The sequence below is a fragment of the Pseudomonas sp. MDT1-85 genome, from assembly GCF_054898065.1.
Map to the genome: position 1 here is coordinate 416,461 of NZ_CM142715.1, position 13,866 is coordinate 430,326.

Below are 13,866 nucleotides of genomic sequence, written 5' to 3' on the forward strand. Positions count from 1 at the left end.
CAACGCAGGCGAGTATGCGGTGCGACGAAGAAATCGTCACCCGTGAGGTGGACGCAAACGTGACGGCCGCCCGGTTTGGGCGGTCGTCAGCCTGCTGATCAGCTGTTGTTGTGATCGACTTTAATGGTCGGGTCACTGCCGGCAATCAACGAGTTGATGCTGGCGCTGGACCAATTATTACCTTCCAGTTTGATCGTCACATCCGGGGTGGCCGCTGCGGCATCGGCGCCGTTGAACTTGCCGCCAGAGCTGACTTGCAGGGAAGACACACCATCCACCGTGGTGATCTTCAGGAAGTTATCGATGGTGCTGCCGCTTTCGCCCTGCAACAGATCACGCAGGTCGATGCGGTCGCCTTCGCTGGCCTTGAAGTCCTTGATCACGTCGCTGCCGGTGTCGCCAGCCTTCCAGATGAAGGTGTCGGCACCCGAACCGCCAATCAGAATGTCGTTGCCTTGACCACCGATCAACGAGTCATTGCCGCTGCCGCCGAGCAGGATGTCATTGCCCTTGCCGCCGTCGAGGAAGTCGTTGCCACCCTGGCCGAAGAGAATGTCGTTGCCCGCGCCACCCAGCAGCGTGTCGTTACCGTCGTGGGTGCCAGACACGTCGAACGCGGTGTAGTGCTCGGTGATGTACTGGTGCACGTTGCTGGTGGTGACTTTGCTGACGTCGACTCCGGTCTGCTGGGCCACGAACGCCTGCATGGCCTGATAACCCTCACCGGCAACGCCATTGAAGCTCACCAGATCGCCGAACAGAAGATCATTGCCGTCACCGCCATTGACCGTGTCGGCGCCCGGCATCGTCGCTTCGGTATGGCCGATGATCGAGTTGGCCAGGTCTTTCGGGTCGATATTGGTTTGTGGCGTTTGATTCGAGTCGTACGGCTTGAGGTCGCCGAGGGTGACGTCTGTGTTCAGGCCGATCGCTTCCACCGTCGATACTTTGCTCAGCAATGTGAAGCCACTGGTGGAGTTGTCGATGGCCGTGGAGTCGGTGCTGCTGCCAGTGCCATCGCGATAGGACAGTTCGTAGGTGCCGTTGCCTTCGGCATGAAGCGTGCCCAGTTCGGAACTGTTCCAGTTACCATTTTTTTTCTGAGTCTGCAGCGTGACGTTGCCGGCGCTGTCGATGGTCAGGTAGTGAGTGCTGTCCAGGTAGCCGGAATAGGTCTGCCCCAATTTGTGATTGGTGGTGGTGATGACGTCATCGAGCCTCACATTGCCGTACAAGGTCGGGTTGGTCTGCTCGCCGCTCTGGTAGTAGGTCGGTTTGCCATCGGTGATGAAGTACGTGAGGTTCTTCGCACCGGTGTTGGCAATGGCGTCGGCGCTCTGGAACCAGTTGGCCGTGGTTTTGAACACGTCCTCGTAGTTGGTGCCGCCGCCGGACGACATCGAATCCAGAACGGATTTGAGCAAGGTCAGAGCGTTCGGGTCATTCAGGTTCACCGACACCGACTTGTTGACCTGGTTATCGAAGTCCGCCAGGAAGATGTTCACCGTCCCGGAGTTGCCGCCCATGCTTTGCTTGAGGGTGTTGAACACCGCGGTCAGCGAATCCTTGGCGGCGCTGATCGAAGAAGCGCTCATGCTGCCCGAGCTGTCGACCATGAATGCGATGTTGTAGTTGGTGCCCGGCACCACGGTCAGCCCGCCGATGTCGGCGACCATGATGTCGTTGCCATCGGTGCCGGTGATGGTGTCGTCGGCTGCAGTGGCGGTCACCGCGTTATAGACCGACGGGTACACCGTGACCGGAATCTGCGCGGTGCTCGGTGCCGAACCGCCATGGGCTTCGGTGGATGTCGATGTCACGGTCAGGGTGAACTGGCCGTTGTAATACGGCGGCGGAGTAACGGTCAGCGTGCCGAGGTTCCAGCCGGTGACGTTGGCTTCGCCATTGGTCGTGCTGGCAGTGAAGGTGTGGCCTGCGCCATCGGTGAGCACCGAGCCCGCCGGGATGCCGCTGATCTTCACGCTCAGGCTTTCAGAGCCGTCGGTGTCGGTCAGTGCCGTTTTGATCGCGGACAGGTGAACGCTGGTGCCTTCGGCGCCTTCGTTGAGTTTGTAGCCGTCGTAGTAGCCTTCGCCATTGGTGCCGTGCAGGTCGGAAACCGTTACGCCAGAAGCGGCCAGATCCGTCACACCGGTGTACAGCGGCACGCCGGCACTGCTCAGGTCGACCGCCGCGCCGCCGTTGACCGACAGGTTGACGTCATAGTTGCCCGGGCCGCTCTGGTTGTGGTGGTAGATGTCCAGGGTGTAGTAACCGCTGGTGGTCGGGATGAACGAGCCGTTCAGGTTACCGCCCGCCCCCCAAGTGATTGCGGCCACGTTTTTACCGCCGATGGTCACCAACAGGCTGTCGTCACCGGTACCGCTGAAGGTGTACGTCTTGCCGGCTTCGAGGTAAATCAGCCCGGACGTTTTCGAAGCGGTGCCGGCTGTGACACTGCCGTTGGACTGCACGTTGGTCACGGTGCCGCTGGAGTTCGGCGTACCCGCGCCGTCGATGATCGATTTCAGTGTGCCGGAAGCTGCGCCGCTGCCATCGGTGCCGAGGCCCGACAGACCGGTCCAGACTTCCTTGATCAGCCCGGTCGACTTGACGCTGTTGTCCGCGACGCTCAGGGATGGCGCGTCGGCAACCGGTGTGATGTCGATTTTCACCGTGCCGGTGCTGCCCAGCAATTGACCATCGGTTGGCTGGAACTTGATTTGCGCGTAGTCGGCCTGTTTGTTGCCCGCACCGCTGCCACCGTAAGCATCGACGCCCGATTCGTTGGCATCTGGGGTGAAGCGCAACTTGCCGGCGTCGATGTCGGCTTTGCTGAAGGTCTGGTTGGTCGCCACGTCTTTCCAGGTCGCACCGTCCAGGTACTGCAATTTGCCTTCGCCCGGCAACTGAGTGATTTTCACCCCCAGGTTGGCAGCAGGGCTGTCGACATCGCTGACGCCGAAGGTCGACCAGCCGAGGATCAGCGGGGTGTCTTCGGTGCCGGTGACGTTAACCGGTGCGGCGGTTGGCGCGTCGTTCACAGCCACCACGTTGACGGTGGTGGTCGCGGTGTTGGAGTAGTTGCTGCCATCGGTCACCGTCACGGTGATGATCCGCGGCACGGTGCTCGGATCTTCACTGCTGTTGGTGAAGCTGATGTTTTTGATCTGCTGCATGTAGTCGGCCAGCGTCGCGTTGCCCGATAGGGTCAAGGTGACGGTGCCGTCCTGGCTATTGGCGTTGATGCTGATGCCATTGACGCTGTTGCCCAGGTTTAGCGCATCGCCCGGCTGGCGGTTGGTCAGCACGATGGTCGCGCCGGTCAGCATCGTGCTGTCCGGGTCGGTGATTTTCAGGTCGGTGTCGCCGATCGAGACGCCCTTGCCTTCAGTGAAGGTCACGTTGTAGTTGGCCCCGGTGGCGCCGCTGGAGTTGTTGGCGTCCAGGTCGAGAACCGGCGCTGCATCGTTGTCGATGATCGAGGTGCTGACGCTGCCGTTGGAGGCACTGACCGCGAGGTTTTCGAAGTTACCGCCGGTGGCCGAGTCAATCTTGACCACGAAGTTCTCGGTGCCTTCGGTGAGCTTGTCATCCAGCGTCGCTACGTTGAAGCTCGCGCTGCTGGCGCCTGCCGGGATTTTCACGGTGTACACGCCGGTGAAGTCCGAACCGTCGGCGGCGGTGCCGCTGTAGACGATTTTCAGGGTCACTTCGGTCTGTGCCGGGTGAGTCAGGCTGACGGTGTAGCTGGCGGTCTGGCCTTCGGTGACCGAGGTGCTGCCGCTGATGCTGGCTTCGGTTTTGTCGATCGTGTCGGTGACAGTCGTGACCGCAGCAGTGTTGCTGGTGACCAGGTTTTCGAAGTTGCCACCGGTGGCGGTGGAGATGGTTGCCTGGACAGTGCCGGCGTCTTTGTAGACGTCGTCCTTCGGCGCATCGACAGTCACGGTGCCGGTGGTTTTGCCGGCGCCGATGGTGATGACGGCGCCATTGCTCAACGTCACGGTCACCGGAGTACCGGCGGCGTTGGTCAGGGTCGCGGTGTAAGTGATCTGGCTACCTTCGGCGACCGAGTTGGTCGCGCTCAGGCTGAGGCTGGTGGTGTCGACGGAGTCGGTCACGGTGGTGCTGACCGGCGTTTTATCCGCCACCAGGTTCTCGTAGTTGCCGCCGCTGACGCTGGTGATCGAGTTGGTCAGCGGAGCATGACCTGCCAATGCGTCGTTCGGTGCGGTGGTGGTCACGGTACCGGTGGTTTTACCGACTTCGATAGTGATCGTCTGACCATTGGCCAAGGACACGGTGACCGGGCTGCCCGTCACCGGTGCACCGACAGTCGCGGTGTAAGTGACGGTGCCGCCTTCAGTTGCCGAAGCGCTGGCGTTCAGAATGACGGTCGAGGTGTCGATGGTGTCGGTGATGCTGGTTACTGCTGGGGCAGTGCTAGGCACCAGGTTTTCGAAGTTGCCGCCAGTGGCGGTGGAGATGGTTGCCTGGACAGTGCCGGCGTCTTTGTAGACGTCGTCTTTTGGTGCGTCGACGGTTACAGAGCCGGTAGTTTTACCCGCTTCGACGGTGATGACAGCGCCGTTGCTCAGCGTGACGGTCACTGGTGTTCCGGCTGCGTGGGTCAGGGTTGCCGTGTAGGTGATCTGGCCGCCTTCATCCACGGTGCCGGTCGCGGTCAGCGACAGGTTGGTGGTGTCCTGGGTATCGGTAACCGAGGTGTCCGCCGACTTGCCGTCGACTTCCAGTTTCTCGTAGTTGCCGCCCTTGGCGTCGTCGATCTTGACGCTCAGGGAGCTGCCACCGGTCAGGGCATCGTTTGGCGCGGTGAAGTTGATAGAGCCGCTGCTCGCGCCGACCGGGATGGTGATGGTCTGGCCGTTGGACAGGGTTACGACGACTGGCGAGCCGGTGACCGGTGCGTTGACGGACGCGGTGTAAACCACGGTGTCGCCTTCGGCGACGGTGGACGTCGCGGTCAGATTCACGGTCGAGGTGTCGAGGGTATCGGTCACGTCGGTGACCGCTGGCGCCGGGTTGGTTGCCAGGTTTTCGAAGTTGCCGCCCGTAGCGTCCTTGATGGTCACTTCGATTTTGCCGGCGTCTTTGTAGACGTCATCTTTTGGCGCATCGACGGTCACGCTGCCGGTAGTCGCACCGGCGGCGATGGTGATGACGGCACCATTCGACAAGGTCACGGTGACTGGTGTGCCGGCGGCGTTGGTCAAGCTCGCGGTGTACACGATGGAACCACCTTCGGCGACTGAATCGGTAGCGCTCAGGCTGAGGGTAGTGGTGTCCTCAGTATCGGTGACCGAGGTATCCGCCGACTTGCCATCCACATCCAGCTTCTCGTAGTTGCCGCCTGTTGCGCCGTCAATTTTGACGCTCAAGGAACCGCCACCAGCCAACGCATCGTTCGGCGCGGTGAAGTTGACGCTGGCGCTGCTCGAGCCGACCGGGATGGTGATGGTCTGGCCGTTCGACAGGGTCACGACGACTGGCGAACCGGTGACCGGCGACGTCACGGACGCCGTGTAAACCACGGTGCCGCCTTCGGCGATACTCGAAGTCGCAGTCAGATTGACCGTCGAAGTATCGAGGGTGTCGTTAACGGTGGTCACCGCCGGTGTATCGCTGGTGACCAGATTCTCGAAATTGCCGCCGGTCGCGTCTTTGATGGTCGCTTCGACGGTGCCGGTGTCTTTGTAGACGTCGTCCTTTGGTGCATCGACGGTCACGGAACCGGTGGTTTTGCCCGCTTCGATGGTGATCACCACACCGTTCGACAAGGTCACGGTGACCGGCGTGCCGGCCACATTGGTCAGGATCGCGGTGTAGGTGATCTGGCCGCCTTCATCCACGGCGCCGGTCGCGGTCAGCGACAGGTTGGTGGTGTCTTGGGTATCGGTCACTGAGGTATCCGCCGACTTGCCGTCGACTTCCAGCTTCTCGTAGTTGCCGCCTGTAGCGCCGTCAATTTTGACGCTCAGAGAGCTGCCACCAGCCAACGTATCATTTGGCGCAACGAAGTTGACAGAACCGCTACTCGAGCCGACCGGGATGGTGATGGTCTGGCCGTTGGACAGGGTTACGACGACTGGCGAACCGGTCACCGGCGCGGACACGGATGCGGTGTAAACCACGGTGCCGCCTTCGGCGACGGTAGACGTCGCGGTCAGGTTCACGGTCGAAGTGTCGAGGGTATCAGTCACCTCGGTGGCCGCAGCCGCTGGGCTGGTGGCCAGGTTTTCAAAGTTGCCGCCCGCGGCGTCCTTGATGGTGACTTCGACGGTGACCGCGTCTTTGTAGACGTCGTCCTTCGGTGCATCGACGGTCACGGAACCGCTGGTGGCGCCGGCGGCGATGGTGATCACGGCACCGTTGCTCAGGGTGACGGTCACTGGCGTGCCAGCGGCGTTGGTCAAGGTCGCGGTGTAAACGATGGAGCCGCCTTCAGCGACCGAATCCGTAGCGCTCAGGCTGAGGGTTGTGGTGTCCGCAGTGTCAGTGATCGAGGTGTCTGCTGACTTGCCATCGACGTCCAGCTTCTCGTAGTTGCCGCCCTTGGCGTCGTCGATCTTGACGCTCAGGGAGGTGCCACCGGTCAACGCATCGTTCGGCGCGGTGAAGTTGACGCTGGCGCTGCTCGAGCCGACCGGGATGGTGATGGTCTGGCCGTTGGACAGGGTGACAACCACCGGCGCACCGGTGACCGGCGCTGACACGGACGCGGTGTAAACCACGGTGCCGCCTTCGGCGACGGTGGACGTCGCGGTCAGATTCACGGTCGAGGTGTCGAGGGTATCGGTCACGGCGGTGACCGCTGGCGCCGAGTTGGTCGCCAGATTTTCAAAGTTGCCACCCGCGGCATCCTTGATCGTCACTTCGACTTGGCCGGCGTCCTTGTAGACGTCGTCTTTTGGCGCATCGACGGTCACGGAACCGGTGGTCGCACCGGCGGCGATGGTGATGACTGCACCGTTCGACAAGGTCACGGTGACCGGCGTGCCGGCGGTGTTGGTCAGGGTCGCGGTGTAAACGATGGAACCGCCTTCGGCGACCGAGTCAGTCGCCGAGAGGCTGAGGGTGGTGGTGTCCGCAGTGTCAGTCACCGAGGTGTCCGCCGATTTGCCGTCGACTTCCAGCTTCTCGTAATTACCGCCCGTTGCGCCGTCAATCTTGACGCTCAGGGAGCTGCCGCCCGCCAGTGCATCATTTGGAGCAACGAAGTTGACAGAACCGCTGCTCGAGCCGACCGGAATGGTGATGGTCTGGCCGTTCGACAGGGTCACAATGACTGGCGAACCGGTCACCGGCGCAGACACGGACGCGGTGTAGACCACGGTGCCGCCTTCGGCGACATTCGCGGTGGCTGTCAGCGAAACGGTGCTGGTGTCGATGGTGTCATTGACGGTGGTCACCGCAGGCGTATCGCTGGCGACCAGGTTCTCGAAGTTGCCGCCGGTAGCGCCTTTGATGGTCGCTTCAACGGTGCCGGCGTCTTTATAGACGTCGTCCTTCGGTGCATCGATGGTCACGGATCCGGTGGTCGCACCGGCGGCGATGGTGATGACTGCACCGTTCGACAAGGTCACGGTGACCGGCGTGCCGGCGGTGTTGGTCAGGGTCGCGGTATAGGTGATCTGTCCGCCTTCATCCACGGTGCCGGTTGCGGTCAGCGACAGGTTGGTGGTATCAGCGGTGTCGGTCACCGAGGTGTCCGCCGATTTGCCGTCGACGTCCAGTTTCTCGTAATTACCGCCTGTTGCGCCGTCAATCTTGACGCTCAGGGAGCTGCCGCCCGCCAGGGGGCTGTTTGGCGCGACAAAGTTCACGCTGCCGGTGGTTTCGCCGACCGGGATGGTGATGCTCTGGCCATTGGACAGGGTGACGACCACTGGAGCACCGGTGACGGGTGCGCTGACCGTCGCGGTGTAGACCACGGTTTCGCCTTCGGCGACATTCGCGGTGGCTGTCAGCGAAACGGTGCTGGTATCGATGGTGTCGTTAACGGTGGTGACCGCCGGGGTGTCGCTAGCCACCAGATTCTCGAAGTTGCCACCGGTCGCGCCTTTGATGGTCGCTTCAACGGTGCCGGTGTCCTTATAGACGTCGTCCTTCGGTGCATCGACGGTCACGGAGCCGGTGGTTTTGCCCGCTTCGATGGTGATCACGGCGCCGTTCGACAAGGTCACGGTGACCGGCGTGCCGGCAGCATTGGTCAGTGTCGCGGTATAGGTGATCTGTCCGCCTTCATCCACGGTGCCGGTCGCGGTCAGCGACAGGTTGGTGGTGTCCTGAGTATCGGTAACCGAGGTGTCCGCCGACTTGCCGTCGATTTCCAGCTTCTCGAAATTGCCGCCCTTGGCATCGTCGATCTTGACGCTCAAGGAGCTGCCGCCAGCCAACGCATCATTTGGCGCAACGAAGTTGACAGAACCGCTGCTCGAACCAACCGGAATGATGATGGTCTGGCCGTTGGACAGGGTCACAACCACCGGCGAACCGGTGACCGGTGCGCTGACGGACGCGGTGTAAACCACGGTCCCGCCTTCGGCGACGGTGGACGTCGCGGTCAAATTCACGGTCGAGGTATCGAGGGTATCGGTCACGTCGGTGACCGCCGCCGCCGGGTTGGTCGCCAGGTTTTCGAAGTTGCCGCCCGCAGCGTCCTCGATGGTCACTTCGATTTTGCCGGCATCTTTGTAGACATCGTCTTTCGGCGCGTCGACGCTCACGGAGCCGCTGGTGGCACCGGCCGCGATGGTGATCACCGCACCGTTCGACAAGGTCACGGTCACTGGTGTGCCGGCCGCGTTGGTCAAGCTCGCGGTGTAGACGATGGAACCGCCTTCCGCGACCGAGTCGGTTGCGCTCAAACTGAGGGTGGTGGTTTCCGCAGTATCAGTCACCGAGGTGTCCGCCGACTTGCCGTCGACTTCCAGTTTCTCGTAGTTGCCGCCCTGGGCATCGTCGATCTTGACGCTCAGAGAGCCGCCGCCGGCGAGGGCATCGTTTGGCGCAACGAAGTTGACAGAACCGCTGCTCGAGCCGGCCGGGATGGTGATGGTCTGGCCATTCGACAGGGTCACAACCACCGGCGAACCGGTGACCGGTGCGCTGACGGACGCCGTGTAAACCACGGTCCCGCCTTCAGCGATACTCGAAGTGGCAGTCAGCGAAACGGTGCTGGTATCGATAGTGTCGTTGACAGTGGTGACTGCCGGGGTGTCGCTGGTGACCAGCTTCTCGAAATTGCCGCCGGTCGCGTCTTTGATGGTTGCTTCGACGGTGGCGCCATCTTTGTAGACATCGTCCTTCGGTGCATCGACGGTCACGGAGCCAGTGGTTTTGCCCGCTTCGATGGTAATCACGGCGCCGTTCGACAAGGTCACGGTGACCGGTGTGCCGGCGGCATTGGTCAGTGTCGCGGTGTAGGTGATCTGGCCACCTTCATCCACTGAACCGCTGGCGGTCAGCGACAGGTTGGTGGTGTCCTGGGTATCAGTCACCGAGGTGTCGGCTGATTTGCCGTCAACTTCCAGCTTCTCGTAGTTGCCACCCTTCGCATCGTCGATCTTCACGCTCAGCGAGCCACCACCAGCCAACGCATCGTTTGGCGCAACGAAGTTGACAGAGCCGCTGCTCGAGCCGACCGGAATGGTGATGGTCTGGCCATTCGACAGGGTCACAACCACCGGCGAACCGGTGACCGGTGCGCTGACGGAAGCCGTGTAAACCACGGTGCCGCCCTCCACAACGTCTGCGGTAGCCGTCAGCGAAACGGTGCTGGTGTCGAGGGTGTCAGTCACGTCAGTGACCGCTGCCGCCGGGTCCGTCACCAGGTTTTCAAAGTTGCCACCGGCGGCGTCCGCGATGGTGACTTCGACCTTGCCGGCATCTTTATAAACATCATCGGCAGGTGCATCGACGCTCACGCTGCCGGTGGTCGCGCCGGCGGCGATGGTGATCACCGCTCCGTTACTCAGGGTCACGGTGACCGGTGTACCGGCCGGATTGGTCAGTGTCGCGGAGTACAGAATCTGACCACCTTCGGCCACTTCGGTGGACGCCGACAGGCTCAGGCCGGTGTCGTCTTTCGAATCGGTAATGGTGGTGAGTGCCGGCTCGGTGCTCGGAATCAGTTGCTCGAAATTGCCGCCGGTGGTGCCGGTGATCGTCGTGCTGACGATGATGCCATTGTTGTAAACGTCGTTGGCCGCGGTATCGACTATCACGCTGCCGGTGGTCTTGCCCGCTTCGATAGTAATGACCGAGCCGTTGCTCAAGGTCACGGTCATCGGCGTGCCGGCCGGGTTGGTCAGGGTGGCGGTGTAGGTGATCTGGCCGCCTTCGACGACGGTGCCGGTGGCGCTGAGGCTCAGACCGGTGTTGTCGATCGAGTCGGTGATGGTGGTGACTGCCGGCGTGGTGCTCGGTACGAGATTCTCGAAGTTGCCGCCGGTAGCGCCGGTGATTGTGGTGCTGACGGTGCTGCCGTTGTTGTAGACGTCATTGGCCGAGGTGTCGACGTTCACGGAGCCGGTGGTTTTACCGGCTTCGATGGTGATGGTCGAACCGTTGGACAGGGTGACGGTGACCGGCGCCTGCGCCGGGTTGGTCAGGGTCGCGGTGTAGGTGATCTGGCCACCTTCAGTAACGCTGTCGGTGGCGGTCAGGGTCAGGCCGGTAGTGTCGACCGAGTCGGCAATGGTGGTGACGGCCGGCGTCGGGTTCGGCACCAGGTTCTCGAAGTTGCCGCCGGTAGTCCCGGTGATCGTGGTGCTGACGGTACTGCCATTGTTGTAGACGTCATTGGCCGGCGTCGGAACGTTCACGTTGCCGGTGGTCTGGCCGGCATTGATGGTAATGGTCGAACCGTTGGACAGGGTGACGGTGACCGGCGTCTGCGCCGGGTTGGTCAGGGTCGCGGTGTACGTGATCTGACCGCCTTCGGTGACGGTCGAGCCTGCCGTCAGCGTGACGGTGGTGGTGTCGGCGGAATCGGTAATGGTGGTGACGGCCGGGGTCGGGTTCGGCGCCAGATTCTCGAAGTTGCCGCCGGTAGTCCCGGTAATCGTGGTGCTGACGGTACTGCCATTGTTGTAGACGTCGTTGGCCGGCGTCGGAACGTTGACGCTGCCGGTGGTGTTGCCTGCGGCGATAGTGATGGTCGAACCGTTGGATAAAGTGACGGTGACCGGCGTCTGCGCCGGGTTGGTCAATGTCGCGGTGTAGGTGATCTGACCGCCTTCGGTGACGGTCGAGCCCGCTGTCAGTGTGACGGTGGTGGTGTCGACGGTGTCGGTGACCTGGGTCACGGCCGGAACGGTCGGCGGGGTGACCACGATACCGCTGCCGCCCGTGGTGCCGGTGACGGTCACGTTGATCTGGTTCGGATCGTTATAAACAGTGTCGTTCGGTGCCAGCGGAACGTTGACGGTGCCCGTGGTTTGGCCGGCTGCGATCACGATCACCGAGCCGTTGGACAGGGTGATAGTCAGGTCGGTCAGCGGCGCTTCGGTCAAGGTCGCGGTGTAAACCAGCACGCCACCGGCTTCAGTGATGGTCGGCGTTGCGCTCAGGCTCAGGGTCGATTCGCGCAGGGCATTGGCGCTGGTATCAGCAGTCTGGCCGCCGGTGGTGTCTTGTGTTGCCAAAGCGGCAGTAGCGATGCCCTCTGTCGGGAAGCCAATGGTCGGGTCGACCCGGGCAGCGGTTGCCTCCAGGGCCACGAAGCTGTGGCCACCGCCGGTAGAGCCGCCCCCGCTCGCAGCCGTAGGGCCAGCGGCGGTGGCTTCAAGGGCGGTGGTCGGGTCGACACCAGCGGCGATGGCTTGTTGCAATTCGTCAACCGATGGCGCGGCTTGTGCAGTGGCTTGCGCAAGGTCGGTGCTGGAATCCGGATCGCTGCCGCTCCATTGAGTGTCGCGGCCCAGGTCCAGAGTCCGGCCATCAGCCAGTTCGAGCGTAATGGCGCCGGCGGCACCGGTATCTACCTGATCGCCGACCAACAACCGGTCGCCTTCAACGAGTACGCGGCGGACGCCTTCTGGCGACACCGCGAAAACCTGACCAACAATGCTTTTGACGATGGCAACAACACTGCTCATTGAAGACTCTCCGGGTGTCACGTTCAGTTGACTTCCATGAACCGGGCGGCATGTTCGCCGATCGGGGCTGGACGTACTTTCAAAGATGTTTGATGCATAACTTTGACGCAGTAACCGTCAATAATCTGGCTATATTTTTTCGAAATTAACTTTATGCCAAACTATTGACCTTAAGGGAGCCATCCTAAACAATCGTCCTAGTAATGTCACATTGATATTTAAGCGGCGACCTGTCCTACAGCGTGTGATCCTGTTCCGATTTTGAACTTTCCGACATACGGTCATTCCGGTTGCCATCATCCGATGCAGCGCCACGTTCTGCAGTGATTCAAGACAAGAAGTCCCGGGAAATTCCACTATGCGTTTGCACTTGTTCAAGGTTCTACCCTTCGCCCTTGCCGCCAGCTTTGTTCAGGCGCAAAGCCTCCCGCAGGCCATGCAGCAGGCGCTGGATGTCCATCCGGAAATTCAGGCAGGGGTTAACAGCCGACTGGCCGCGGATTATCAGTTAAAGGCAGCCAAAGGTGGATACCTGCCACGGGTCGATCTGCTCGGTGGTTATGGTCGCGAAGGCACCGACAGCGTCACCACCCGTGCCGCCGGCAACAACAATCACTGGGAAACGTTGAATCGCAGCGAGTCAAGTTTACGTCTGTCGCAGATGGTATTTGACGGTTTTGCGACGTCCAGCGAAGTGGGGCGTCAACAAGCCACCGTTAATTCCCGTGCTTATTCCTTGCTCGGCACATCGGAACGTACCGGGCTGACCGTCGCTCAGGTCTATCTCGATGTATTGACCCGCCGCGAATTCGTGCGCCTGGCCGAAGACAATCTGAAGAACCACGAACGGATTCTTGACCAGATCAAATTGCGCACCCAACGCGGCGTGGGCAGTGGCGCCGACCTGGATCAGGCCGATGCGCGTATGGCCCAGGCCCGCAACAACCTGATCACTGAACAGACCAACCTGGCCGATGCCGAAACCAACTTCCTCAGCGCCGTCGGCCAGATGCCCGATCAGCTGGAGCGGCCTGCCGATTTCATGGCGCTGTTGCCGGCCAACCTGAATGAAGCCCGGGCGCAGATGCTGGAAAACAGCCCGATCCTGCGTTCCGCCGAATCCGATATCGCTGCCGCCGAGAAGCAGTACGAAGCCGCCAAGTCGAGCTTCTATCCGCGCTTCGATGCCGAATTGGGTCGCAGCGCCGACAATGATCTCGACGGTCAGAACGGTCACAGCAATGAATGGCAGGCCATGCTGCGCATGCGCTTCAATTTGTTCGCCGGTGGCAGCAACAAGGCTGATCTGGAATCCAAGTCCTATCTGTCGAACCAGGCGCTGGATATTCGCAACAACGCCCTGCGCGTGTTGAACGAAGAGCTGGGCCTGGCCTGGAACGCCCTGAACAACGCCAACGCCCAAGTGCCAATTGCCCAGCAATATGTCGATCGCAGCGCCAGTGTGCGCAGCGCGTATCAGAAGCAGTTCAGCCTCGGCGAACGCACCTTGCTCGATCTGCTCGACAGTGAAAACGAGCTGTTCAGCGCTTCCCGTCGGTTGGCCGAGATCAAAAACATTCAGTTATTTACTCAGTACCGAATCAAGGCGACCATGGGCGAATTGCTCAAAAGTCAGGGCGTGGTCGCACCGTTGGCATCCGTTGTGCAAAACGACGTGAAGCCCAAGGTTCAGTTGCCCGGGATGAATTGAGTCCTGCCCCATTTTAATCGTTAGCCAAGA

General features: G+C 61.3%; 2 protein-coding genes. One reads left to right on the forward strand and one right to left on the reverse strand.

Annotated elements, in window-relative coordinates; translation table 11 throughout:
- Nucleotides 1-98: 98 nt before the first annotated feature.
- Nucleotides 99-12,125, reverse strand: a complete 12,027-nt coding sequence (locus ACYZT2_RS01955; protein WP_461969677.1) for a retention module-containing protein — start codon at nucleotides 12,123-12,125, stop codon at nucleotides 99-101.
- Between the two features lie 358 nt (nucleotides 12,126-12,483).
- Between ACYZT2_RS01955 and ACYZT2_RS01960 the strand changes: the two genes are divergently transcribed.
- Entirely contained in the window at nucleotides 12,484-13,836 is a 1,353-nt protein-coding gene (locus ACYZT2_RS01960; protein ID WP_038978391.1) for a TolC family outer membrane protein, read from the forward strand.
- Nucleotides 13,837-13,866 lie beyond the last annotated feature (30 nt).

Excerpts from the sequence above, each read along its gene's own strand:
- ACYZT2_RS01955 (WP_461969677.1), bottom strand. The coding sequence starts at position 12,125 with ATGAGCAGTGTTGTTGCCATCGTCAAAAGCATTGTTGGTCAGGTTTTC.
- ACYZT2_RS01960 (WP_038978391.1), top strand. The coding sequence starts at position 12,484 with ATGCGTTTGCACTTGTTCAAGGTTCTACCCTTCGCCCTTGCCGCCAGC.